Here is a 25,038-nt window from a genome sequence, read left to right as displayed (position 1 = left end):
GAGCTACGCGAGGGAACAGGCGGCAAGGTGACAGGGGCGAGGCAGGCCGTGCGCGAGGCCCATCGGATCGTCGTCAAGGTGGGTTCCTCCTCACTGACCACGGCCGCGGGCGGGCTCGACGCCGACCGCGTCGACGCCCTCGTGGACGTGCTCGCCAAGCACCGCGGCGCACCCCCCTCCCCGGGCGAGGGCGGCAGACGCATGGGCGAGAAGGAGATCGTCCTGGTCTCCTCCGGAGCCATCGCCGCCGGTCTCGCCCCCCTCGGTCTGCGCCGCCGCCCCCGGGACCTGGCCCGGCAGCAGGCCGCGGCCAGCGTCGGGCAGGGGCTGCTGGTGGCCCGCTACACCGCGTCCTGCGCCCGCCACGGCATCCGTGTGGGGCAGGTGCTGCTGACCTCCGACGACACCAGCCGCCGTGCCCACCACCGCAACGCCTCCCGCACGCTCGACAAGCTCCTCGCCATGGGTGCGCTGCCGGTCGTCAACGAGAACGACACCGTGGCCACGGACGAGATCCGCTTCGGCGACAACGACCGGCTCGCCGCGCTCGTCGCCCATCTGGTGCGGGCCGATCTGCTGGTCCTGCTGTCGGACGTGGACGGCGTCTACGACGGCGACCCCAGCAGGCCCGGCACCTCGCGGATAGCGGAGGTACGGGGGCCGGAGGACCTCGCCGAGGTGGAGATCGGCAGCGCGGGCAAGGCCGGCCTCGGCACCGGCGGCATGGTCACCAAGGTCGAGGCGGCCCGGATCGCGGCGGCCGCCGGAATCCCGGTGGTGCTCACCTCCGCCGTCCACGCCGACGACGCCCTGGCCGGCCGCGACACCGGCACCTACTTCCACCCCACCGGCAAGCGCTCCGCCGACCGGCTGCTGTGGCTGCAGCACGCCTCCACCCCGCGGGGCGCCCTCACCCTCGACGACGGGGCCGTGCGCGCCGTCGTCGAGGGCCGCAAGTCGCTGCTGCCCGCCGGTATCGCCGCGATCGAGGGCGACTTCACCGCCGGGGACCCCGTCGAACTGCGCGACGACCGGGGCCGGGCGGTGGCGCGCGGCATCGTCAACTTCGACGCCAAGGAGATGCCCCGGCTGATCGGCCACTCGACCAGGGAGCTGGCGCGCGACCTGGGACCCGCCTATGAACGCGAGGTCGTGCACCGGGACGACCTGGTCCTCCTGCACCCGTAACGGGCCGAAAGGGCGGCCCCGCGCCCCCTTCCGGTGAGGGACGTTCCGCAAAACCGCCCCCATGGACCCGTGCGGGCTGCCAACTTTGACCCGGGGAGCCATTCCGGAGAGCACTGCGCAAGGAGGCGGTCGTGAGACGAGTGCGCCCTGGGGCGGTGGTGTGCCGCGGCGCCGGCAGCGCCGGCACCCATGCCTCCTGTGACGACGCCGCCCCCCGGGGCGGCGAGGAGCGCGCCCTGACCAGCGTCCCGGCCGGGGAGACCTATGAGGAGCCCGAGGAGGCCCCCCGTCTGTGGCATGTCACCCTCAGCGTCTCGGGGGCCGAGGCCCCGCTGAGCGAGGTGCGGCGCGCCCTCGAGCAGCTCGCTCATGACCATCCCTTCCTGATGACCAGCCGCTATGCCGGCGATCACGCGGAGATCCGCTACTGGGAGGAGGCCCGCGATCTGCATGACGCCGCCGCGGTCGCGCTGCGCCTGTGGGGTGAGCACCGCCGGAGCGCGGGACTCCCGCCCTGGGAGATCGTCGGCCTCGAGGTGGTCGACCGGGTCACCTACCGCCAGCGCATGGCGGAGGGGTACGGTCCGCGGCCGGCGACCCCGGTCGGGGTGCACCCTTTCTGAGCGCGTCTCGGTGGTCGGGACGTCCACGGCACGGGCCGTCCGCCGCACTACCCTTCCCCCATGACCACGCTCTCGCCGTACGACTCCATGTCCCCGGTGGCCCGGGCCGCCTACCGCGCCAAGGCCGCCGCCGCCGACCTCGCGCCGCTGCCGCGGGCCGAGAAGGACGACGCGCTGCTCGCCGTCGCGGACGCGCTGGAGGTCCGTGCGGCCGACGTCGTCGAGGCCAACGCCAAGGACATCGCCAAGGCCCGCGAGGCCGGCACCAGCGAGGCCGTCATCGACCGGCTCACGCTCACACCCGAGCGGATCCGGGCCATCGCCTCCGACGTCCGGGACGTGGCCGCCCTGCCCGACCCGGTCGGCGAGGTGGTCCGCGGTTCCACCCTCCCCAACGGCATCGACCTGCGTCAGGTCCGCGTCCCGCTGGGCGTGGTGGGCATCATCTACGAGGCCCGGCCGAATGTGACCGTCGACGCCGCCGCGCTCTGTCTGAAGTCCGGGAACGCGGTGCTGCTGCGCGGCTCGTCCTCCGCCTACGAGTCGAACACCGCCCTCGTCAGGGTGCTGCGGGACGCGGTGGGCGGCGCCGGGCTGCCCGCCGACGCCGTGCAGCTCGTGCCCGGGCAGAGCCGCGAGTCCGTGGGTGAGCTGATGCGCGCCCGCGGCCTGGTCGATGTGCTGATCCCGCGCGGCGGCGCGTCCCTGATCCGTACGGTCGTCGAGGAGTCCACGGTCCCGGTGATCGAGACCGGCACCGGCAACTGCCATGTCTATGTCGACGCCCGGGCCGACATCGACATGGCGGTCGAGATCCTGGTCAACTCCAAGGCCCAGCGGGTCAGCGTGTGCAACGCCGCCGAGACGCTGCTGGTCCACCAGGACATCGCGCCCGAGTTCCTGCCGCGCGCCCTGGACGCCCTCGCGGACGCCGGGGTCACCGTGCACGCCGACGAGCGGGTCATGGCGTACGCCGAGGGCTCCCGGGCGACGGTCGTGGAGGCCACCCCGGAGGACTGGGACACCGAGTACCTCTCGTACGACATCGCGGCCGCGGTGGTGGACTCCCTGGACAAGGCCGTGCAGCACATCCGGCTGTGGAGCTCCGGTCACACCGAGGTGATCGTCACCACCTCCCAGCAGGCCGCCCGGCGGTTCACCCAACTGGTCGACTCGACCACGGTCGCCGTGAACGCGTCGACGCGCTTCACCGACGGGGGGCAGTTCGGCTTCGGCGCGGAGATCGGCATCTCCACCCAGAAGCTGCACGCCAGGGGCCCGATGGGCCTGCCGGAGCTGACGAGCACCAAGTACATCGTGACCGGCGACGGGCATGTACGGCGCTGAGCGGGCGCTCGGCACCGGTGGTCGCGGGGGCTCCCGGCGACCGTTCGCGCACCGTCTCGCCAGGCGGATGAATTTCCTTACCGTCTGCCCAAATTGACCCCTCAGGTCTACTCTGGATCCGTGCCGGAGGACGTGGGGGGCACGCCGTTCGCTGACGGCCGGGAGCCCGACGACGACCGCGACCGCGGAGGCAGGGACGAAGAGTTCCCCTCCGTGGTCTTCGACGAGGCCTTCGTGAAGGCCGCAGTGGTCCATGAGCCGACGGCAGTGGAGAGACTCCTCGCCGCCGCCGAGGCCCGTGCGGAGGCCGAGGCCCGACGGGCGCGCGCCCGGGGCGCGGGCGGTGACGACGAGCGCCATGAGGACGGATTCGGGCCCGGCGAGGGCGATCCGTTCGCCTACGGCCGGGAGCTCGACGAGCTGGACGAGACGGAGGCCCTGGAGGGCCGTCACGGAGCCATGGGCGGTTTCGGCCGTGCCCGCTGGCACCGCCCGGTCGCCTGGCTGCTCGCCCTGGTGATGGGCATCGGCATGGTCGCACTGGCGTTCACGGCGGTGTACCGGGGCGGTTCCTCGGGCCGTCAGGACCCGGTTCCGCAGCCCGCCACGACCGGACTCGGACAGGGCCGGGAGGCGACCGCGGGCACGGACCCCTCGGCCTCCGCGGACCACTCGCCCCCGGTGTTCTCGGCGGTGCCGCGCGTCCCCTGAGGGCTCACACCGGCGTGTTCGACATTCGTTCGAAAAATGGTGAGAACCTGTCAGAACTTGTCGTGCACCAGGGCGTTTACCCGGGCTCCGGGAGACCTACTCTGAAGATATGGGCGGGCCTGGAGAGCCACCTGCGGGGACACCCGAGGGTGCGCCCGGCGGTGGTGAGGACGAATACCGATCCGTCGTCTTCGACGAGTCGTTCGTGCGGGCTGCCCGCCTCCAGGAGTACTCGGCGCGGGAGCGGATCGCCGACCACGCCCCGGCCGTACGCCGCCGTCCGCCGCTGCACCGGGCGCTGCCCCGGCAGGCCCTGATGCTGGTGCTGCTGATAGCCGTCGCCTTCGCCACCGCGGTCTACATGGGCGTACGCCATCCGTACCGGGCGCCCGAGGCGGCCACCGTCGATCCCCTGCGTATGACGGTCATACCCCTGGCCCCACGGAGCGCCGTCCCGGGCTCCACCGACCCCGAGACGCTGTTCGCGCACAGCCCCGCCGCACGGTTCCGGGTCGGTGCCAAGGGCATCACCCTGCCCGCCGCCGCGCCGCGCGCCGCGCATTTCTCCGAGGGCCAGGTCATGGCTGCCCTGAACATCGCGAAGGAGTACGTCGTCGCGTCCTCGATGGACCCCGTCGTCCTCGCCGGCGGCGCGGTGAGCCCGGTCCGGCTGCTGCTCGACCCGCGGCAGTTCGACCAATTCGATCAGAGTTTCGAGCATCCGGCGGCGGACGGGGAGCACGCGCCCACCGGCTGGCTGATCCGCTTCGACCCCCGTGCCCGGCTGGCCGACCGCGGCATCCGCGTCCAGGGCACGCTCCGTGCGACGGAGACCGGCCCCGACGCGCTCCAGGTCACTGCCGACCACACCCTGGTGTACGCGCTGAAACCGGCCGGTTCCGACGCCACGGCGCGGGTCTCGCTGTTCACCGTGCGGCGCACGCTGACCTTCCGCTTCGACCACGGCGACCTGCGGATGCACCAGACCGTGCTGGCCGTCTCCTCGGTCCAGGCCGGACCGCTCGCCTGCGCCGAGAACAACACGGACCGGCTGCACCCGCTGCTCGCCGGCCAGAAGCCCGGAACGGCCGGCCCCGCGGGCACCGACCCCTACACCACGGTCAGCGCCACGGCCCTCTGTGGAACCCTGTCCCCGGCCGCGCAACCACGGGTGTCCGGGACGCCGTGACCCTCGGGCCGGGGACCGTCCTACGCCGTACGGCAAGTTTCCCGGCCGGGCGTGCGCGCCCGGCCGGGAGGACCGGGTGGTCAGGGGGTGCCGTCGTGGTTCCGGTCGTTCGGGTGGTCGTCGTTCGAACCGTGGGCTTCCGGGTCGCCGGGTGCGTCCTTGGGGGTGGTGCCCGAGAAGCCGGCGAAGCCGCGCCGTACCCGGTCCCCGAGGTCGTTCGCCCCGCCCGCGATATCGGTGACCAGCTTCATCAGCGGGTCCTTCGACCGCTTCACCTCGCTGGCGTAACCGGCCGCCGACTCCCGGAACGAGTCGGACACCGAGGCGTCCTTGTCCTCGTCGCGCCGCGGATAGTGACCGTCCATGATCCGCTGGTAGCCGCGGGAGGCCGCCCACTTCTTCAGCTCGGCCGCCCGGACCGTGGCGAAGGGGTGGGTGCGCGGCAGCACATTGAGGATCTTGAGCACCGAGTCGCGCAGATCGCCCCCGGCCTCGTACTCCTCCGCCTGCTCGAGGAACGCGTCCACATTCATCTCGTGCAGATGGTTGCCGCCCGCCAGCTTCATCAGCCCCCGCATCGAGGCCCGCAGGTCCTGACCGACCAGCAGTCCGGCCCGGTCGGCCGACAGCTCCGACTTGCGGAACCACTCCCGCAGCGCGGTCACGATCGCCATGATCGCGAGATTGCCCAGTGGAATCCAGGCCACCCGCAGCGCCAGACTGGTCAGGAACAGCAGAACGGTCCGGTAGACCGCGTGGCCGGACAGCGCGTGCCCGACCTCGTGCCCCACCACCGCCCGCATCTCCTCCTCGTCGAGGAGCTCCACCAGCCCGGTGGTCACCACGATGATCGGCTCGTCGAGACCGATGCACATCGCGTTAGGCTGCGGGTCCTGGGTGACATACATCGGCGGGACCCTCTCCAGGTCCAGGATGTAACAGGCGTCCCTCAGCATGTCGTGCAGATGGGCGAACTGCGCCTCCGAGACCCGCACCGAGTCCGAGAGGAACAACAGCCGCAGGCTGCGCTCGGGCAGCAGACCGCTGAGCGCCTTGAAGACCGTGTCGAATCCGCTGAGCTTGCGCAGCGCGACCAGGGCCGAACGGTCCGCCGGGTGTTCGTACGCGCGTGAGGAGATTCCCTCGAAGCGCCTGCGCCGCCTGCTCGGCACGTGCTCGTGCCCGTAGCCGTTCTGCTCATGGCCGTCGTCGGACATGTGTCCCCCATGTGTCTGAAGACCCACTGTGCGATTGATCATCGGGCCACCGTCCGGGTGGGTGTCCGCGCGGTGCGAGGTGCCCGATGCTCCCCCGAGGCGGGGTCCAGCCTAGGCGGAGATACCGTGAAGAGCAGCACACCGTAAGGAGCTGTCCCATGGAGTACGTTTCCGCCGCCCGGCTCACCGAGGCCGTATCGGCCGCCGACCAGCAGGGACCGGGCAATCTGCTCCGCATCGTGCTGATCGTGATGGTCGTGGGCTGCGTCCTGACCGCCTGGTTCCTGCTGCGGGGATACCGGCGCAAGGATGACTGACCGCTCTCGACGACGCCGACCACCAGGGCGACCGCTGCGCCCCGGAGGCGTCCGCTTACGATGAGGCAAGGTCTTTATCCCGCCCACACCGGATAGGTTCAGCCGAAGATGAGCTTCCACAGCCCCGCTGCCCAGTTGTTCACCCTCGCCGAGGGCGAAGGCCACGCCAGCCTCAGTCCCTTTGTGACGGGTGGGTCCGCCTTCGTCATCCTTCTTCTGCTGCTGTGGATCACCACGCGCTTCAACCGCGACCGCTGATCCCGGCGAACTCCCTGGTCCGGGCCGCTCACGGGGGCCTCGCGGCGGGCGTCGGGCGGCCGGGCCGGTAGGGTCTGCACGCATGGGAGAGCAGCACATGCCCACCGGTCCGGCGAAGGGCCCGGGACCCGGCCCCGGATACGGGCCGTCGAACCCGGGCAAACGCCGCCTCGGCGTGATGGGCGGAACGTTTGACCCGATCCACCACGGGCACCTCGTCGCGGCCAGTGAGGTCGCCGCGCAGTTCCACCTCGACGAGGTGGTCTTCGTGCCCACCGGGCAGCCCTGGCAGAAGACCGACCGCAAGGTCGCCCCGGCCGAGGACCGCTATCTGATGACGGTCATCGCCACCGCCGAGAACCCCCAGTTCTCGGTCAGCCGCATCGACATCGACCGCGGGGGCCCCACCTACACCACGGACACCCTGCGTGATCTGAAGGCCCTCAACCCGGACACCGACCTCTTCTTCATCACGGGCGCCGATGCGCTGGGCCAGATCCTGACCTGGCGCCACACCGACGAGTTGTTCTCCCTGGCACACTTCATCGGAGTCACCCGCCCCGGTCACACGCTGACCGACCCGGGACTCCCCGAGGGAGGAGTCTCGCTGGTGGAGGTTCCCGCTCTCGCCATCTCGTCCACAGACTGCCGTGCGAGAGTCGCCAAGGGCGAACCCGTCTGGTACCTGGTGCCGGACGGCGTGGTGCGCTACATCGACAAACGGCAGCTGTACCGCGGCGAGTGAGCCGAGAGGGGTACCGGTGAACGACCGATACGACGGATACGCGGGCGGCGATCCTTACGAGCTGGTCGGCTACGACGAGTTCGGACAGCCGGTCTACCGGCAGGCGCCCGCGCAGCAGACCCCGCAGGGCTACGACCCGTACGGCACGCAGAACCAGCAGCAGTACCAGCAGAACCAGCAGCAACACCAGCAGAACCAGCAGCAACACCAGGGCTACGGCTACGACTCGTACGGGAACGGCTCCGGGGGCCAGCAGCCGCCGGAGCCGCATCACACCGGCACCCAGCCGTCCGTCACCTCCTACGACCCCTACGACCCGTACGGAGCCGCCGGCACCGGTGGCTACGACCCCTACGGGCAGACCGCAACGACCGGGCCCCAGCAGCGTGTTGCGGAGCAGACGGCCCATATCCCGCAGCAGGCGCGACCGGCGGACCACGCTCCCGGCGGCAACGGCCCGGGGCGCACCAACGGCCCCGCCGTCTTCACCGGCGAGGACACCGGCGGGCCGGGCGACACCTCCCCGGAGGGGGAGCCGCACGAGGAACGCGACTACCGCACCGAGCAGTTCGCCTTCGTCGAGGAGCCCGACGGCGACTCCGAGGACGTCATCGACTGGCTGACGTTCACCGAGAACCGCACCGAGCGCCGCGAGGAGGCCAAGCGCCGTGCCCGCAGCCGGGTCATCGCCCTCGCCGTGGTCCTCGCCCTGGTGGCCGTGGGCGGCGTCGGCTACCTCTGGTTCGCGGGCAAACTGCCCGGCACCTCGGACGGCGGCGGGACCACCGGCACGACGACCGCGGGCGCCCAGAACCGCGATGTCATCGTCGTCCATCTGCACAACACCAAGGGCGGCGGCACCTCGACCGCGCTGCTCGTCGACAACACCACCACCAAGCGGGGCGCCACCGTCCTGGTGCCCAACTCCCTCGCCCTGAACTCCGACGACGGCACCGCGACCACCCTTGCCAAGTCGGTCTCCGACGACGGCTCCTCCGACACCGGTGAAGCCATCGACTCCGTTCTGGGCACCAAGATCGAGGGCACCTGGCGTCTCGACACCCCCTACCTCTCCAACCTCGTGGAGCTGGTCGGCAACATCGAGGTCACCACCGACACCGATGTACCCGACCCCGCGGCCAAGAAGAAGGACAGCGCCCCCCTCGTGCATCAGGGGAAGGACCAGACCCTCAGCGGCAAGATGGCCGTCGCGTACGCCACCTACCGCGCCGCCGAGGAGTCCCCGGACGCCCAGCTGGAGCGGTTCGGCCAGGTGCTCCAGGGCGTGCTGCGCAAGCTGTCCTCGGACCCGCAGGCCGCCACGGTCACCGTGCAGACGCTGGCCCAGATCCTCGACCCCCCGCTGACCGACAAGGACCTCGGAGTCTTCCTCGCCAAGCTCGCCGACCACGCCAAGGAGGGCGCCTACACCACCGAACTGCTGCCGGTCGAGACCGACGGCACCATCGGTGAGCAGGCCACCGACACCGTGGTGAAGAAGCTGCTCGGCGGCACGGTGAAGGCCCCGGAGGCCGGGGACGCCGTCCGGGTCGGCATCAAGAACGCCACCGGCTCCAAGGAGGCCGCGGAGAAGGCCCGCGTCGTCCTCGTCAACGGCGGCTACACCTACATCGACGCCGGCTCCACTGGTGCCCTGTTCACATCCGAGGTCATCTACGCCGAGGACAGCGACAAGGAGAACGCGATCGAGGTCGCCAAGACCCTGGACCTGCCCACCACGGCCGTGAAGAAGGGCAAGGCCCTGACCAACGCCACCGTCTCGGTCGTCCTCGGACAGGACTACAAGACATCGTCCTGACCGGTCGTGACCGGGGGCCCCGCCCGGGCCCCCGCGCGTGATCCGTTTATCCCGTGGGGTGCCGTCGGCGGTCCGTGAGACCCTTGAGGTGACACGACCGCCGACGGAAAGCCTTGTAGTGACCGCAACGGACCGCTCTCTCCAGCTCATCAACACCGCCGCTCAGGCGGCCGCCGACAAGCTCGCGCACGACATCATCGCGTATGACGTCAGCGATGTGCTGTCGATCACGGATGCCTTCCTGCTGGCCTCCGCGCCCAACGACCGCCAGGTCAAGTCGATCGTCGACGAGATCGAGGAGCGGCTGAACAAGGAACTCGACGCCAAGCCGGTCCGCCGCGAGGGCGACCGCGAGGCCCGCTGGGTGCTGCTGGACTACGTCGACATCGTGGTGCATGTCCAGCACAGCGAGGAGCGCGTCTTCTACGCCCTGGAGCGGCTGTGGAAGGACTGCCCCGAACTGGAGCTGCCCGCCGACGCCAAGGCCAGCCGGGGCAAGGCCGCGGAGCACGCCCGGATGCGGGCCGCCGAGGAGGCCGCCGAGCTGGACGCCGGCCCGGGCGGGGAACTGCGGTGACCTCCACGGCCACCGACACGGGGAGGAAGGGCCGGGGCCGCCGCCTCGTCCTGTGGCGGCACGGCCAGACGTCCTGGAACCTGGAGCGCCGCTTCCAGGGCTCCACGGACGTCGAACTCACCGAGACGGGCGTGGGCCAGGCCCGCCGCTCCGCCCGTCTGCTCGCCTCCCTCCGGCCGGACACCATCGTCGCCTCCGACCTCAGGCGCGCCGCCGCCACCGCCGCCGAGCTGGCCGCCCTCACCGGCCTCGTGGTCACCCACGACGAGGGTCTGCGCGAGACCTACGCGGGGGTCTGGCAGGGGCTCACCCATGAGGAGATCATCGCCAGGTACGGCGAGGAGTACGCCGCCTGGAAACGCGGCGAGCCGGTCCGCCGCGGCGGCGGCGAACTGGAGACCGAGGTCGCCGACCGCGCCGCCCCCGTGGTGCTGCGGCACGCCGAGAAGCTCCCCGTGGACGGCACCCTCGTGGTGGTCAGCCACGGCGGCACGATCCGTACCACCATCGGGCGGCTGATCGGCCTGGAGGCCCGTCACTGGGAGAGCCTCGGCGGACTCTCCAACTGCTCCTGGTCCGTGCTCGGTGAGGGCGTCCGCGGCTGGCGTCTCCTGGAGCACAACGCGGGCACACTGCCGGAGCCGGTCCTCGGCGACGACGACTGACGCCTCCTCACCCCGCACCGGGGCCCGGATTTCACTTTCCGGCAGGTCGCAGGCTAAAGTTCTTCTTGTTCGCCCCGCCGAGCGGGACGAAGCAGGACACGCGGTTCCACCGCGTGGCACAAGGGGCTATAGCTCAGTTGGTAGAGCGCCTGCATGGCATGCAGGAGGTCAGGAGTTCAATTCTCCTTAGCTCCACACATCGAAACACCGACACATCGGCACTTCCGAGTCGCCGAAGTCGCGAATCCCGTCTCTCCGAGGCGGGATTCATTCATATGCGGCGCACTCCGCATTTTCCCGGCCCTCTCTCTGCCGGTCACAGCCGTTTCTCCCGGGCCCCGGGTCGCCCCGCCATGACGGGCGAGGCATTTCCCGAACCGGCTTGAGTCGTTTGGGTCTCGGGGGCGTATATCCCTACGGAAGCGCCCCTCGTGTGCCGTACGCGCCGTACGTGACGGCCACGTCGAGCGCCGTGTCCGGACTGGTACCAAGGCGTCGCTGACCGTGTCGGTCCGGCCGTGGCAGAATCAAACGGCCGGAAGGGGGCGCGGTCCGACGGGAGGGAGTAGCGATGCCTGCGAGCATCCGCGGGAAGGTCCACGATCTTCTTTCGGCGGGGGTCCCACGCCGGACAGCCACCCTCCTGGACTGCCCTTCCTGCGGCTCCTCCCATGTCGCCCAGGTCCTCGGTGACAACGGAGGCGTCTCCTACGTGTGCACGGCCTGCGGCCACAGCTGGAGCTGATCGATGGGTGCCCACAGGCGGAAGTGCGACTGGTGCGGCAGTGGCACGCCGATCGTCCGGGACATGGAACCGGCCAATCCGGACTATCAGTACTGGTGCGAGGAATGCGCCCGAGCTCTGATCATAACGGGCGATCCGATCGAGACCTATCGGGAGCTGGAGGGCGAGCCGATCTACGGCCGGCTGCTCGACGAGCACTGCACCCTCAAACGCTTCTATTCGTTCGTCACGGCCTGACGGCCCGGACCGCGCCCGCCCGCGGGCCCCACGAAGTGCGCGCCGCAACAGGCGCCGGAGCCGAGACCGGAGCCGGTGGAGGCCGATGCCGGGACCGTGTCCGCGGGGAACGGAAACGATTTGGTGTTCCACCCGGTGGACCGTGTAATGTTGGCGTCGCCGCCGGGGAAACCGGGCGACACTAAAGACATGCGGCCCGGCCGCATGGCCGCGAGGGGCTATAGCTCAGTTGGTAGAGCGCCTGCATGGCATGCAGGAGGTCAGGAGTTCAATTCTCCTTAGCTCCACAGGATTTGAAGGCGGTCCATCCCAGAGGATGGACCGCCTTCGGCGTATGACGGGCGATGAGCGACCCGTGCGGGGAGAACGGCGCGGCCGCGGCGGGCCGCCCCGAGCGGGGCGACCCGCTCCGGACGGCCCGACGACCTGTGCGTCAGCGGCCGAGGGCCCGGCGCCCGCGCCCCTGGGACAGCACGGGCAGATTGTTGCGCCCCGACCCGCCGGACCGGGAGTCCTCCTCGATCCGCAGCGCCAGCGCCGGGCAGCGGCGTACGGCCCGCAGCGCCTTCGCCTCGGCGTACTGGGGCACCTTCGCCTGGGCGACCGTCGGGAAGCCGTCCGCGCCTAGCTCGAAGACCTCGGGGAGGATGTCCGCGCACAGGCCGTGGCCCCGGCACAGCGTCCAGTCGACGAAGATCTTCTGTCGGCTGGCACCGGCCTCGGGCTCGTTCCCGCCGCCCGGGATGCCCGTGGGCGCCCGTCCGCCCTCGAAGAGCGGCAGCACGCCCTCCACGGGCCTGCCGCAGCCGGTGCCCAGGACATGGGCGGCCAGATCGTCGGTGAAGGCCTTGACGGTGGATTCCAGGAACATCGCCGAGCCGTCCGGGTGCGAGCACGCACCGCGCCGCTTCACGCCCTTGGCGACCTGCTTGAGGGCCTCCAGGGCGGCGGGGCCACCGCCGTTGATGATGTCCTCCAGGCCCCGGGCCGCGGCCGGCAGACCGAGGTAGCAGGGGCCGCACTGGCCGGCGCTCTCCTCGGCCAGCCACTTGGCCACCTGCAAGGACTCGCCCAGCGGGCAGGTCTCCTGGCTGATGGGCAGGATCGCGCCGGCGCCGAGGGCGCCGCCGACGGCGTCCAGGGAGTTGCGCGAGACGACCGCCGTGTCGACCGTCGCCGCGTCGATCCACTTGCCGTGATAGCCGCCGGTCAGCACGCCCTGCGGAACCGGCGGGGCGCCGGCCAGCTGAAGCACGTAGCGCAGCGGCACCCCCGTGGGGACCTCGACCACCATGGGGCGGCTGACCGCGCCGGAGACGGTGAGCATGACCGTGCCGGGCTCGTCGTACAGACCGGTGTTGCGGTAGCGCTCGGGGCCGATCCGGGCCGCGATCGCCAGCTGGGCGAAGGTCTCCGCGTTCGACAGCAGGGTGGGGGCGCCCCCGACGCCGTTCTGCGAGGCACTGGTCTTGCGGCCCGGGGGGATGGGCGGACCGCCGTCGATGGACCGGACCAGTGACGCGGCGGCGCCGGTGACCATGCGGACCGGGTTGCGCTGCACCCGCGCGCGCAGCGGGGCGCCGCGCCGGTCGCTCAGGCCGCGCTCGGCCAGCGCCTGCTCCATCGACTGCTCGGTGGAGGCCCGGGTCACGCCGATCACCAGCGTCCGCGCGCCGAGGGCCTCGGCGACCAGCAGGGCTCCGTCCAGGATGAGGTGCGGGGCACGGTTGATCAGCACCGTGTCCTTGCGGCAGGCGGGCTCGTCCTCGCTTCCGTTGACGACGACCACCGGCCGCACGCCCCGGCGGATCGCCGCCTCGGCGACCGACCGCAACTTCTTGTGGAAGGGGAAGCCGGCACCTCCGCGCCCCTTCAGCGAGATCTGCTCGGACAGCTGGGCGAGCTGTTCCCCGCCCACCGCCTCGAGCGGGCCGTGCACCTTGAGGTGCATGGACAGATCGAGTCTCTCGACAAGGTCGAAGCCCGAGGTGAGCTGTGGAAGCCCGACCACCCGGACCTCCGGGACGTCGGGCAGGGCCTCGTTCACTTAAAGCCTCCGGAAGGGGCGTTCCAGGGTTCGCCGGCCCCCGGCGTGCCGTAGGCGCCGGGCATCGTCTCCGTCGCGGGACCGCCGTTGTACATGTTGTTCGAGGTGTACGCCCCGGGGGAGGCGCTCGTCTCACCCCTGTTGTACATCTCACTCGCGCCGTATCCGGTCTGTCCTGCATCGCCCTGGACCGGGATGGAGTGACTGGTGTCCTGGAGGGGGTCGTACGCCGAGGGGGGCGCCTCGCCCACGGGCGGCGGCGAGGGGATCGGCCAGCTGCCCGAGGTGCTGTTCGGACCGTCGACGGGTGGGCCCTGGGGGCGTGGGGAGGCCGGTGCCGTGGCCCGGTAGGCGGCCGCGAAGCCGGGGCCGGACTCCGCGGGTCCGGTGCCGGCCCGGGATGCCTCGTAGGGCGATGAGGGCGAGGCGGAGGATCCCGGGGGCCGGCGGTCGTCGTAGCCGCCACGGCTCCCCGGGCGCGCTCCGAGTCCGGCCATGGCCGCCGCGGCCTCCGCGTTACGGGCGCGGCTGGCGTCGAGCTCGTCACGTCCCGGCTGGTCGCCGGGGCCGATGATCGCGAAGACCCGGTCGGCCAGCCGGCGCTTGATGACGCGCGGTGCCACCCGCAGGATCAGTGCCGCCATGACGCCGAGCAGACACAGCTCGTACGACACCATGAAGAACTGCTTGGCGGGGCGGCCGGCGAACAGGCCGTGGACCAGTGCGGCGCACCAGGACGGGTAGGCCAGCATGTGCATCGCCCGCCAGCGCGCCGCGACGGGGGCGGGGGAGGCGAAGTTGCTGCGCAGCGCGCCGGTGACACCCACGAAGATCATGAGCAGGGCGGCCAGCGAGCCGAGGCCGATGAGCCCGGCCGAGCCGCTGAGGCCAAGACTGAAGGGGACGAGCGCGGCGATCAGCACGGTGTGCTCGAGGGCCAGTTTGACCGTGATGTGCACCAGCAGGAAGGCGATCGAGGCGACGGCTGTGGTCCGGTGCACGGCCTGGGCCACGATCCGCTGGCGGATGTTGAGGAGGACCCGGTCCTGGGCGACCAGTCCCCAGATCACCGAGCAGCTGAGGGAGACGAGCGAGAGCACACCCGCTCCGAAGTCGAGGAAGGCCTGGACTGCGTCCCCGCCGGCCAGTACGACGACGGGTATGAGCAGCAGTACCACAGCCGTCGCCACGCCGTAGGCCGAGCGGCCCGGCCTGGGGAGCGAGCTGTTACTACGGGGAGGGTTCATGGGGGGCAACTCCGAACAGTTCCGGGAAGGCGGTCCCGCTGCCGCACTCTAGGGGGCTCCCAACGGAGTGAGACGAGGTTTGAGTTATTGCGTTGTTATCAAAGGGCAACAGGACGGTCGTGTTGTCCGAGTAGCTGTCGTTACGCGAAGTAATTTTTAAACCTCGGTCAGCTTTTCAGGACCTTCACAACGCGGCCGTCAGTCTGAGTACGGCTCCGCCCGGCGTTGAGTTCACTTCGGTCCGCACTTGCGTGCGATGTACAAACTCGTCGCAGGCCGCTCGGGCGCTGCGGTACCCTGGCGCCATGCGTGCCGTACGCCTTCTGCTTAGCGAGCCGCGCTGATCAGCACCGACCACCGACCACCGGGAGGTCGGAATCGGCGCGGCGGCCCCTCCTGTGCGAGGGGTTTTTTCATTTCCGCCCGGCAGAGACGATCGATGGAGCTTTGAGGATCATGAGCGAGACGAACCCCGCTGCTACCGCCGCTGTGCCGGCGGAGGCGGCGCCGCACCGCTACACGGCCGCCATGGCGGCCGAGATCGAGGCACGCTGGCAGGACTTCTGGGACGTCGAGGGCACCTATGCGGCGCCGAACCCGAGCGGTGACCTGGACGGCGCGCCCGCGGTGGTCGCCCGGCCCAAGAAGTTCATCATGGACATGTTCCCGTACCCCTCGGGTGCGGGGCTGCACGTCGGTCACCCCCTGGGCTACATCGCCACCGATGTGTTCGCCCGGTTCCAGCGCATGACCGGCCACAACGTCCTGCACACCCTGGGCTTCGACGCCTTCGGCCTGCCCGCCGAGCAGTACGCCGTGCAGACCGGCACGCACCCGCGCGTGTCCACCGAGGCCAACATCGAGAACATGAAGTCCCAGCTGCGCCGGCTGGGCCTGGGGCACGACAAGCGCCGGTCGTTCGCCACGATCGACCCGGAGTACTACCGCTGGACCCAGTGGATCTTCCTGCAGATCTACAACTCCTGGTACGACGAGGAGGCGGGCAAGGCCCGTCCGGTCTCCGAGCTGATCGCCCAGTTCGAGACCGGCGAGCGTGCGGTCCCGGGCACCGGTCGCGCGTGGCACGAGCTGAGCGCCGTCGAGCGCGCCGACGTCCTGGGCGAGTACCGCCTGGCGTACGCCTCCGAGGCGCCCGTCAACTGGTGTCCCGGTCTGGGTACCGTTCTGGCGAACGAGGAGGTCACCGCCGAGGGCCGCTCCGAGCGCGGAAACTTCCCGGTCTTCAAGTCCAAGCTGCGCCAGTGGAACATGCGGATCACCGCGTACGCCGACCGGCTGCTGGACGACCTGGAGGAGCTGGACTGGCCCGAGGCCATCAAGCTCCAGCAGCGCAACTGGATCGGCCGCTCCGAGGGCGCCCGCGTCGACTTCCCGATCGACGGCGAAGCGATCACGGTCTTCACCACGCGTCAGGACACCCTGTTCGGCGCCACCTACATGGTGCTGGCGCCCGAGCACCCGCTGGTGGAGAAGTTCACCCCCGCGGCCTGGCCCGAGGGCACCCACGAGGTGTGGACCGGCGGTCACGCCACGCCCGCGGAGGCCGTCGCCGCCTACCGCGCCCAGGCCGCCTCGAAGTCCGACGTCGAACGGCAGGCCGAGGCCAAGGACAAGACCGGCGTCTTCACCGGCGCGTACGCCACCAACCCCGTCAACGGCGAGAAGGTCCCGGTCTTCATCGCCGACTACGTCCTGATGGGCTACGGCACCGGCGCGATCATGGCGGTCCCGGCGCACGACAGCCGTGACTTCGCCTTCGCGCGCGCCTTCGAGCTGCCGATGCGCTGTGTCGTCGAGCCCACCGACGGCCGCGACAGCGACCCGGCGACCTGGGACGACGCCTTCGCCTCCTCCGACGCGAAGATCATCAACTCCGCCGGCGACGATGTGTCGCTCGATGGCCTGAACGTGCCGGAGGCCAAGGCCCGCGCGGCCGAGTGGCTGGCGCGCAAGGGCTATGGCGAGGGCACGGTCAACTTCCGGCTGCGCGACTGGCTGTTCAGCCGTCAGCGCTACTGGGGCGAGCCGTTCCCGATCGTCTACGACGAGGACGGCGTCGCCCATGCGCTGCCCGAGTCGATGCTGCCGCTGGAGCTGCCGGAGGTGGAGGACTACACCCCCCGCACCTTCGACCCGGATGACGCGGACACCCGGCCCGAGACCCCGCTGTCGCGCAACGAGGACTGGGTCCATGTGACCCTGGACCTGGGTGACGGACCCAAGAAGTACCGCCGCGAGACCAACACCATGCCCAACTGGGCCGGTTCGTGCTGGTACGAGCTGCGCTATCTGGACCCGCACAACGACCGGGAGCTGGTCGCCCCGGACATCGAGCGCTACTGGATGGGCCCCCGCGAGGGCATGCCGCACGGTGGCGTCGACCTCTATGTCGGCGGCGCCGAGCACGCGGTGCTGCATCTGCTGTACGCCCGCTTCTGGTCGAAGGTCCTCTACGACCTGGGGTACGTCTCCTCGGCGGAGCCGTTCCACAAGCTGTTCAACCAGGGCATGATCCAGGCCTATGTCTACCGTGACCAGCGCGGTATCGCGGTGCCGGCCGCCGAGGTGGAGGAGCGCGACGGCGCCTACTACCACCAGGGCGAGAAGGTCTCCCGGGTGCTGGGCAAGATGGGCAAGTCCCTGAAGAACGCCGTCACTCCGGACGAGATCTGCGCCGAGTACGGAGCGGACACGCTGCGTCTGTACGAGATGGCGATGGGCCCGCTGGATGTGTCGCGGCCCTGGGACACCCGCGCGGTGGTCGGCCAGTTCCGGCTGCTGCAGCGGCTGTGGCGCAATGTGGTCGACGAGACGACCGGCGAGCTGACCGTCGTCGACGCCGAGCCCGACGAGGACACCCTGAGGGCCCTGCACAAGGCGATCGACGGGGTCCGCCAGGATCTGGAGGGGCTGCGGTTCAACACCGCCATCGCCAAGATCACTGAGCTGAACAACCACCTGACCAAGGTGTACGGCGGCAGCGGTGCCGCGGGCACCGCGCGACGGCCGGGAGCGGTGCCGCGCTCGATCGCGGAGGCACTGGTGCTGCTGGTCGCGCCGCTGGCCCCGCATGTCGCCGAGGAGCTCTGGCACCGGCTGGGCCACGGCGACTCGGTGGTCCACCGGGACTTCCCGGTCGCCGACCCGGCCTATGTCGTGGACGAGAGCGTGACCTGCGTGGTCCAGGTGAAGGGCAAGGTCAAGGCGCGCCTGGAGGTCTCCCCCTCGATCTCCGGGGAGGAGCTGGAGAAGGTGGCGCTGGCCGACGAGAAGGTGGTCGCGGCGCTGGGTGGCGCGGCGGTCCGCAAGGTGATCGTCCGCGCGCCCAAGCTGGTGAACATCGTCACGGGGTAGCGGTCCGGGCCGGCCGCGCGGTCGACCGACCGGCCGTGCGGCCTCGGCCGAACCCGTGCCCGGGGTGCTCGGGGTAGTCCCCTACGGGCAGGTTCGGGGTTCTTCCGGAACCCCGGACCTGCTCGTTGCGTTTACGGTGAAGAGGGCGCAGCAGCGTCGTCGCCGGTCGGAGGAGGAGCGTCGTGGAAGCCGTGTTGACCGTCGTCGCACTCCTGTTCGTACTCTGCCTCGTGCTCGGGGTGTATGCCGCGGTGAAGGCGGTCGGCGCGGCCAAACGGGGCGTGGACCGCACGATCGCCCAGGCCCGCCGCACGGTCGAGGACACCACCCTGCGGGCCAGAACCCTCGGCCAGATCGGTCCCGCGGGCGAGATCGCCGGTCTCCGTCTGAGCTTGCGCACCTCGATGCGCGCCACCCAGGAGGCATTGCACGCGGGCGTCACCGAGGACGAGTCGCTGAAGGAGTCGCTGGGTCTCTTCCAGCGTCTCAGCGTGCATGGACGCGAGTTGGACGATGAGCTCAAGCGCCTGGAGGCCGAGCCGGACCGGCAGATGCTCGTCTCCCGGCTGCCCGAACTGCGCGAGCGCACCGAGCGGATCACCACCTCCGCGGACTCGCTGCGCTGGGCGGTGCACGACCGGGCACGCCGGTTCGCGGACGACGACCTGGACACGCTGAGCGCACAGATCGACATGGAGGCGGGCGCCCTGCGCCACTGGACCACGGAGGAGCCGGCGCCCGGCACCCCGCCCCGGACGGAGAAGACCGCGCCCGAGCCCACGGCCGCCACCGTCCCCAACCAGCCGGAGCAGCCCGAGTCCCGCGCGGCCCGGGAGCCGTCCCGGCCCGCTCTCGGCCCGAGGGAACAGCGGGTCACATACCCCTGGCAGCGGAAACCCCGCCCGGAGAGCACCTCATGATCTCGCCGAGGTGAGCCGGTCGGAGGGGCCGGGCTGCCGACCGTGCGTTCCGGCGGGTAACCTCCAGCTCATGTCCCGCCATGTCGCGATCATCACCGATTCAACGGCCTACCTGCCGCCGCTGACGATGGAGCGCCACGGCATCATCGCGGTGCCGCTGACCGTGGTCCTGGGCGACCGGGCGCTCGAGGAGGGCACCGAGATCTCGGCCCGCTCCCTGGCGGAGGCGCTGCAGAAGCGACGGCCCGTCACCACGTCCCGGCCCAGCCCCGAACTCTTCGCCGAGACCTACCGCAAGGCCGCCGAGGCGGGGGCCACCGACATCGTCTCGCTGCATCTGTCCTCCGAGTTCTCGGGCACCTATGACGCCGCGGTGCTCGCCGGTCGGAAGGCTCCGGTACCGGTGCGTGTGGTCGACACCGGGATGGTCGCGATGGCGCTCGGTTTCTGCGCGTTGGCCGCGGCGGAGGCCGTGGAGGGCGGCGGTACGGCCGATGAGGCGGTGACCGCGGCCGAGAAACGGGCCGCGAGCACCTCCGCCTTCTTCTATGTCGACACCCTGGACTATCTGCGCCGGGGCGGCCGGATCGGGGCGGCCCAGGCGCTGCTGGGTTCGGCGCTCGCGGTGAAGCCGCTGCTCCAGCTGGACGACGGCCGTATCGAGATGCTGGAGAAGGTGCGGACCGCGTCCAAGGCGATCGCCCGCCTGGAGGAGATCGTGGCTGAGCGCGCGGGCGACGCGGAGGTCGACATCGCGGTCCATCACCTCGCCGCCCCCGAACGGGCGTCGGCGCTCGCGGACCGTCTGCGCGAGCGGGTGCCGGGGCTGGCCGAGCTGCATGTGAGCGAGGTCGGCGCGGTGATCGGGGCGCATACGGGGCCGGGGCTGCTGGCTGCCGTGGTGGCGCCGCGGTGATGCCGTGACGCGTGTGGGGGACGGAATTATCCACAACCAGGCCGTGATCCACCGGAATTGAACAAGATCATCGCGAGGGTGGCGGTCTGCCCGATCCTCGGCGCATGGCACTTCGAGCACCTTCACGCACGGCGTCCTCCACCAGCGGCCCGGGCCGCGCACCGGACTCCGACGGCCGCATGCGCCGACAGCTACGAACCGCACGGGCGCACCCCCGACGACACCAACGGCCCCCGGCCGCCGATGCCCTGCGTCGGCGGGCGGAGATCCTCTTCACGGAAGGCGCCAGGGAGCGACGGGAGTCGGGGAACAGCCCGCCTGAGGCGGACGATTGCGCTGGGGTGGCAGGGCCACCACGGGGGAGTGCGCCGGGGGCGAGCACGACGGCGGGCAGCGGCACAGGCCCGCTGCGCGCCCCTGACGACCTCGAGCCGTCCCCGGCGAAGCCTTCCGCCGCGACGGCGGTTCGGGCTGATCCCGTTGCGGTGACGGTTTCGGCGCACCCCTCCGGCACGGGGACCTGGGCGGGCGTTTCCGCTGCGGCTTTTCGGGCGGGCCCCTTCAAGTCGGCTGCTCCGGCGGACATGTCTGCTGCGGCGGCCCCGGCGCACGGCGTCATCGGTGCCGGTGCCGATGTTGGCCTCGGCCTCGGCGACATCGGCACCGAAGGCCCCGAGCACCGGGCGACGGGTGCCGCGGGTGCGACGGGCGGTGCATGGCGGGAGCGGTTCGGGCCGGCCGTGCGGGAGCGGATGCCGCTGTGGCTTCAGTCGCGCTGCGGGCTGGAGCGCAGAAGCGTGGTCGCACTGAGCGTGTTGCTGGTCGCGGCGGTGCTCTTCGCCGCGCAGCATTTCTGGACCGGCCGGACACAGCCGGTGCGGCCGCCCGAGGTGGTGCGGGCCGCCGTGCCCCATGGAGTACCGGGGGCGCGGCGGGCCGACCGCCCGGCCGAGCCGGACGCCCCGGCCCGGCCGCCATCGCCGGTCACGGCCGGAGCGGCGGCGGGCGCAGAGGTCGTCGTGGACGTCAGCGGCAAGGTGCGCAGCCCCGGACTGCAAAGGCTCCCGGCCGGGTCCCGGGTCGAGGACGCCCTGCGGGCGGCGGGCGGCGCCCGCCCCGGTACGGACACCGACGGCCTCAACCGCGCCCGCCTCCTGGTGGACGGCGAACAGATCGCGGTCGGCGTCCCCGCAGCCGCACCGGGCACGGACCCGGCGGGCCCCGCCACCGGCGGATCCGCGGGCGGCCCGGCCTCCGTCACCAGCCCTCTCTCCCTGAACACGGCGACCGTGGAGCAGTTCGACACACTGCCCGGAGTGGGCCCCGTCCTGGCCCAGCGCATCGTCGACTACCGCTCGCAACACGGCGGTTTCCGCTCGGTCGACGAACTCCGCGGCGTCAACGGCATCGGCGAGCGCCGCTTCGCCGACCTACGGAATCTCGTACGGCCATGACCCCACCGCACCACCGGGGCTCGGCCGGACCGAGGACACCCCCGCCGGGTTCCGCGCTTGCCCCAGGGCCCACGGAACCCCTCCGCACCAACCCCGCCGGCGCGCCCGCACGGGCCCACTCCGACCGTCCGGTCCCGCGCCCGACGACGAGCGGCGGACGTGCGGGACCTCATGGTCCGGGCCGTCCGGGCCGTCCGGGCCGTCCGGGCCGTCCGGCCGGGCACGCCGGGGCCGGGAGCCCACTGGGCGATCCGCACCCCCGACAGGAGGGGCCGGCGGACCTGCGGCTGGTGGCGCCCGCGCTCGCGGCCTGGGCGACGGCGGCGTGGGCGCTCGATGCCTCGGGCGCCCGGGTCACCTGGGTGGTGGTCGCCTCGCTGCTGGCGGCCCTCGGAGCGCCGCTGGTGCAAAGGGCCACGAGAGCGAGGACGGGGACGAGGCCCGGCGGCGCGCGCCGGCCCTGGGGCGCCTGGTCGGCGGTGCCGCTCGCCGCCGTGCTGCTCTGTGTCGCGGCGGCAGGGACGTCCGCCGGACTCCGGGCCGCGGATGTGCGACGGGGCCCGGTGCCCGAGCTGGCCCGTCAGTACGCCGAGGCGACCGCCGAGGTCCGGCTCACCTCGGATCCACGGCTCACCCGGCCCGGGGTCAGGGGTGATCATGCGACACCGAGGGCCGTGCTGCTGAACGGGGAGGTCACCCGGCTGACCCGGGCGGACGACACCGTGCTGGCGACCCGGACGCCGGTCCTCGTCATCGTCGATCTCGCCCGCCGGGGGGCGACCGGCGGTCCGGGGGACGCGGCGGAGCCGGCAGGCCGGTCGCCCTGGCTCGCCCTGTTGCCCTCCACACGGGTGCGGGTGACGGCGCGACTGGTTCCTCCCCTGACCGGAGGTGAGCGCATCGCCGCCGTGCTGAGGGTGCGGGGCGGAAGACCGCCCGAGGTGGTGGGCGAGCCGTCCGGGGCGCAGCGCTGGGCGGGGCGGCTGCGCGCCGGGCTGCGGGAGGCGACCGAAGGGCTCGCTCCGGACGCGCGGGCGCTGCTGCCCGGGCTGGTCGTCGGGGACACCTCCCGGGTCACCCCCGAGCTGGACGACGCCTTCAAGCGCACGGACCTCGCGCATCTGCTGGCCGTCAGCGGAGGCAACTTCACCATCCTGCTGGCCCTGTTCATCGGTCCGGCCGGGCTGGCACAGCGCGCCGAGCGCCGAGGACTCGCGCCCCGGCTCGGCCTTCCGCTGCGGGGGACGGCGCTGCTCGGCGGCGCGCTCACGCTCGGGTTCGTGGTGGTGTGCCGGCCGGACCCCAGTGTGCTGCGGGCCGCCGTCTGCGGAGCCGTGGCGCTGCTGGCGCTGGCCACCGGGCGTCGTAGATCGCTGATCCCCGCGCTGGCCACGGCGGTTCTGCTGCTGGTGCTCTACGACCCCTGGCTGGCCCGGAGTTATGGATTTCTGCTCTCCGTGCTGGCGACCGGCGCCCTGCTCACCCTCGCCCCACGCTGGAGCGCCGCGTTGCGCCGCCGTCGTGTGCCGCCCCGGCCTGCGGAGGCCCTGGCCGCGGCGGCGGCCGCCCAGGCGCTGTGTGCGCCGGTCGTCGCGGTGCTCTCGGCGCGGGTGAGCCTGGTCGCGGTGCCCTGCAATCTGCTCGCGGAGTTCGCGGTGGCGCCGGCCACCGTGCTGGGGTTCGCCGCGCTGACCGCCGCGCCGCTGGCGATGCCGCTCGCCGGGATGCTGGCGTGGTGGGCGGGATGGCCGGCCGGATGGATCGCGGGCATCGCACGCACGGGTGCGTCGCTGCCGGGCGGTGCGGTGGACTGGCCGGGCAGCTGGACGGGGGCGCTGCTGCTGGCGGCGGTCACAGCGGTCGTCGTGCTGCTCGGCCGGCGGCTGATCGGGCACCCCTGGCTGACCGGCCTCTGCGCGTTGCTGCTGGTGCTCGCGGTGGTGAGGCCGCCGCCCCTGACCCGGGTGATCACGGGATGGCCGCCGCCGGGCTGGCGGTATGCGATGTGTGATGTGGGGCAGGGGGACGCGACCGTGCTCGCGGCGGGCGAGGGCACGGCGGTCGTCGTGGACGCGGGCCCCGACCCGGTCCTGGTCGACCGGTGTCTGACCGGGCTCGGCATCACCCGTATTCCGCTCCTGGTGCTGACCCACTTCCACGCGGACCATGTGGCGGGGCTGTCGGGGGTGCTGCGGGGACGCTCGGTGGGAGCGATCGAGACGACCGGGTTCGAGGAGCCGCCGGACCAGGCCGCGTCCGTCCGTGCCCAGGCCGCCGCCCGGCACATTCCGATGACGCGCGCCGAGGCGGGGGAGCGCCGCCGCACCGGTGGTCTCGACTGGCGGGTGCTGTGGCCGCCCCCGGACCCGGCCCCGTCGCCGGACGGCCCCAATGACGCGAGCGTCGCCCTGTCCGTCCGCTCGGCGGGGCTGACCCTGTTGCTCCTCGGCGACCTCGAACCGCTCGCCCAGCAGGCGCTGTTGAGCTCACCGGAGGGTGCCGCGCTGGGGCCGGTGGACATCCTCAAGGTCGCCCACCACGGGTCGGCCTACCAGGACCCCGAGCTCATCCGGAGAGTGACCCCACGCCTCGCACTGATCAGCTGTGGAAAGGACAACCCCTATGGCCATCCGTCTCCCACCACGGTCACGGCGCTGCAGAAGGAGGGCGCCCTCGTCCTGCGCACGGACCGGGGCGGTGCGATCGCCGTCACCGGCGGGAACGGGAGGCTCGCGGTGGCGAGAGACTGAGCCCGGTCACGGACGCCTCCCCACCCGGCCGGAGCACTGGCGTCGTGGACCCGGAGCGCCACCGAGGTGGCCGTGGCCGTGGGCCGGCGTGAGGCAGGCCGTGTCCGGCACGCACAGGGGTGGGGCGCGCCCCCGGGTCACGGCAACGAGCGTGTGAGCCAGACCACTTCACCGTTGTCTTCCGTGGAGACGTGATCCCGCTCGAACCCGAGCTTCTCCAGGACACGGAGGGAGGGTGTGTTCCACGTGCCGACGGTCGACCAGAGCCGTTTCCGCCCGGTCGCGACAGCGGCATCGAGCACCGCGCCGGCCGCCTCGGTGGCATAGCCGTGCCCATGTACGCGCTGGAACAGCTCATACGCGATTTCAGGCTCCTCCAGGGTGGAGCGGCCGATGATCAGCCCGCAGTAGCCGATGAAGTCGCCTTCGGCACGGCGCTGGATGGGCAGCAGGGCGATCCCCGTGGTCTCCGTCGCGGTGAGCAGCTCCGCGATGGACGCCCGGATGTGCTCGACCGTGGGTTTCCCCTTGCCGCGTTCGGAGAGGAGGGCACAGAACTCGGCGGCGTCCGACTCGGCCCACGGCCGCAGTATCAGCCGCTCGGTCTCGAGGTGGAACGACATCGTCTCGTAGGTGGACATGCCCCTACTCTGCCCATCGATCATCACGAACCACAGGGCTGGAGCATCTC

The 25,038-nt window shown here is 71.7% G+C and carries 22 protein-coding genes and 2 tRNA genes; 20 read left to right on the top strand and 4 right to left on the bottom strand.

Translation table 11 applies throughout. The features are described from left to right. Positions 1-27 precede the first annotated feature (27 nt). From proB to CP978_RS12095, 5 genes are all read left to right on the top strand, one after another. Positions 28-1,188 (top strand): glutamate 5-kinase, encoded by a 1,161-nt coding sequence (proB, locus tag CP978_RS12115; protein WP_174498624.1) that lies wholly within the window; start codon positions 28-30, stop codon positions 1,186-1,188. Between the two features lie 131 nt (positions 1,189-1,319). Beyond that, positions 1,320-1,811, top strand: coding sequence for a hypothetical protein (locus CP978_RS12110; protein ID WP_043440172.1), 492 nt, complete (start codon positions 1,320-1,322; stop codon positions 1,809-1,811). A gap of 60 nt (positions 1,812-1,871) precedes the next feature. Continuing rightward, entirely contained in the window at positions 1,872-3,158 is a 1,287-nt protein-coding gene (locus tag CP978_RS12105) for a glutamate-5-semialdehyde dehydrogenase (protein ID WP_043440171.1), read from the top strand. A gap of 120 nt (positions 3,159-3,278) precedes the next feature. After that, on the top strand, positions 3,279-3,869 hold the full coding sequence (locus CP978_RS12100; protein WP_446558417.1) for an SCO2584 family spore wall biosynthesis protein: 591 nt from the start codon (positions 3,279-3,281) through the stop codon (positions 3,867-3,869). Between the two features lie 109 nt (positions 3,870-3,978). After that, complete coding sequence (locus CP978_RS12095; RefSeq protein ID WP_043440167.1) at positions 3,979-5,058, top strand: SCO2583 family membrane protein; 1,080 nt, start codon at positions 3,979-3,981, stop codon at positions 5,056-5,058. An 80-nt stretch (positions 5,059-5,138) separates the two neighbouring features. Here CP978_RS12095 and CP978_RS12090 read toward each other — a convergent pair whose 3' ends face one another. Further along, positions 5,139-6,275: a M48 family metallopeptidase gene (locus CP978_RS12090; RefSeq protein ID WP_043440165.1), complete on the bottom strand. Its 1,137-nt coding sequence runs from the start codon at positions 6,273-6,275 to the stop codon at positions 5,139-5,141. 158 nt (positions 6,276-6,433) lie between these two features. On the opposite strand from CP978_RS12090, the gene CP978_RS34845 reads away from it, so the two are divergent. From CP978_RS34845 to CP978_RS12055, 10 genes are all read left to right on the top strand, one after another. Continuing rightward, positions 6,434-6,592 carry a hypothetical protein gene (locus CP978_RS34845; RefSeq protein WP_043440163.1) on the top strand — a complete coding sequence of 53 codons (159 nt, stop codon included), beginning with the start codon at positions 6,434-6,436 and terminating at the stop codon, positions 6,590-6,592. 108 nt (positions 6,593-6,700) lie between these two features. Further along, positions 6,701-6,850, top strand: coding sequence for a hypothetical protein (locus tag CP978_RS34840; protein ID WP_167748008.1), 150 nt, complete (start codon positions 6,701-6,703; stop codon positions 6,848-6,850). 82 nt (positions 6,851-6,932) lie between these two features. Next, positions 6,933-7,595, top strand: a complete 663-nt coding sequence (gene nadD, locus CP978_RS12085) for a nicotinate-nucleotide adenylyltransferase (protein WP_043440162.1) — start codon at positions 6,933-6,935, stop codon at positions 7,593-7,595. Between the two features lie 16 nt (positions 7,596-7,611). Then, positions 7,612-9,414, top strand: coding sequence for an LCP family protein (locus tag CP978_RS12080; RefSeq protein WP_043440160.1), 1,803 nt, complete (start codon positions 7,612-7,614; stop codon positions 9,412-9,414). A 118-nt stretch (positions 9,415-9,532) separates the two neighbouring features. Continuing rightward, positions 9,533-9,991 (top strand): ribosome silencing factor, encoded by a 459-nt coding sequence (rsfS, locus tag CP978_RS12075; RefSeq protein WP_043440159.1) that lies wholly within the window; start codon positions 9,533-9,535, stop codon positions 9,989-9,991. Beyond that, positions 9,988-10,656, top strand: a complete 669-nt coding sequence (locus CP978_RS12070) for a histidine phosphatase family protein (RefSeq protein ID WP_043440158.1) — start codon at positions 9,988-9,990, stop codon at positions 10,654-10,656. The genes rsfS and CP978_RS12070 overlap by 4 nt, the downstream gene beginning before the upstream one ends. Positions 10,657-10,778: 122 nt before the next feature. Next, positions 10,779-10,851, top strand: a tRNA-Ala gene (locus CP978_RS12065). Between the two features lie 376 nt (positions 10,852-11,227). Then, positions 11,228-11,401, top strand: coding sequence for a hypothetical protein (locus CP978_RS34835; RefSeq protein ID WP_167748007.1), 174 nt, complete (start codon positions 11,228-11,230; stop codon positions 11,399-11,401). Positions 11,402-11,404: 3 nt separating this feature from the next. Further along, positions 11,405-11,638, top strand: coding sequence for a hypothetical protein (locus CP978_RS12060; protein WP_043440157.1), 234 nt, complete (start codon positions 11,405-11,407; stop codon positions 11,636-11,638). A 214-nt stretch (positions 11,639-11,852) separates the two neighbouring features. Continuing rightward, a tRNA-Ala gene (locus tag CP978_RS12055) sits at positions 11,853-11,925 on the top strand. Positions 11,926-12,071: 146 nt separating this feature from the next. Here the strand turns inward: CP978_RS12055 and CP978_RS12050 are convergent. Both CP978_RS12050 and CP978_RS12045 read right to left on the bottom strand, forming a co-directional pair. After that, on the bottom strand, positions 12,072-13,685 hold the full coding sequence (locus CP978_RS12050) for an NADH-quinone oxidoreductase subunit NuoF family protein (protein WP_043440155.1): 1,614 nt from the start codon (positions 13,683-13,685) through the stop codon (positions 12,072-12,074). Next, positions 13,682-14,932: a ferric reductase-like transmembrane domain-containing protein gene (locus tag CP978_RS12045; RefSeq protein ID WP_174498623.1), complete on the bottom strand. Its 1,251-nt coding sequence runs from the start codon at positions 14,930-14,932 to the stop codon at positions 13,682-13,684. Before CP978_RS12045 ends, CP978_RS12050 begins: the two co-directional genes overlap by 4 nt. 456 nt (positions 14,933-15,388) lie before the next feature. Here CP978_RS12045 and leuS point away from each other — a divergent pair, with 456 nt between their 5' ends. The 5 genes from leuS (at position 15,389) to CP978_RS12020 (ending at position 24,347) form a co-directional block, all read left to right on the top strand. Further along, positions 15,389-18,307, top strand: coding sequence for a leucine--tRNA ligase (gene leuS, locus CP978_RS12040; RefSeq protein ID WP_043440151.1), 2,919 nt, complete (start codon positions 15,389-15,391; stop codon positions 18,305-18,307). A gap of 182 nt (positions 18,308-18,489) precedes the next feature. Next, positions 18,490-19,227: a hypothetical protein gene (locus tag CP978_RS12035; RefSeq protein ID WP_043440150.1), complete on the top strand. Its 738-nt coding sequence runs from the start codon at positions 18,490-18,492 to the stop codon at positions 19,225-19,227. Positions 19,228-19,297: 70 nt separating this feature from the next. Then, entirely contained in the window at positions 19,298-20,143 is an 846-nt protein-coding gene (locus CP978_RS12030; RefSeq protein WP_043440149.1) for a DegV family protein, read from the top strand. Between the two features lie 584 nt (positions 20,144-20,727). Next, positions 20,728-21,597 carry a ComEA family DNA-binding protein gene (locus CP978_RS12025; protein ID WP_107070385.1) on the top strand — a complete coding sequence of 290 codons (870 nt, stop codon included), beginning with the start codon at positions 20,728-20,730 and terminating at the stop codon, positions 21,595-21,597. Continuing rightward, positions 21,594-24,347, top strand: a complete 2,754-nt coding sequence (locus CP978_RS12020; RefSeq protein ID WP_079162102.1) for a ComEC/Rec2 family competence protein — start codon at positions 21,594-21,596, stop codon at positions 24,345-24,347. The genes CP978_RS12025 and CP978_RS12020 overlap by 4 nt, the downstream gene beginning before the upstream one ends. A gap of 137 nt (positions 24,348-24,484) precedes the next feature. Here the strand turns inward: CP978_RS12020 and CP978_RS12015 are convergent, their stop codons facing one another. Then, positions 24,485-24,988 carry a GNAT family N-acetyltransferase gene (locus CP978_RS12015; RefSeq protein ID WP_043440146.1) on the bottom strand — a complete coding sequence of 168 codons (504 nt, stop codon included), beginning with the start codon at positions 24,986-24,988 and terminating at the stop codon, positions 24,485-24,487. Positions 24,989-25,038 lie beyond the last annotated feature (50 nt).

It is taken from the genome of Streptomyces nodosus (genome assembly GCF_008704995.1).
Taxonomy (GTDB): domain Bacteria; phylum Actinomycetota; class Actinomycetes; order Streptomycetales; family Streptomycetaceae; genus Streptomyces; species Streptomyces nodosus.
Note: the sequence above shows the minus strand (reverse complement) of the source record. Positions and strands in the feature narration are given on the sequence as shown.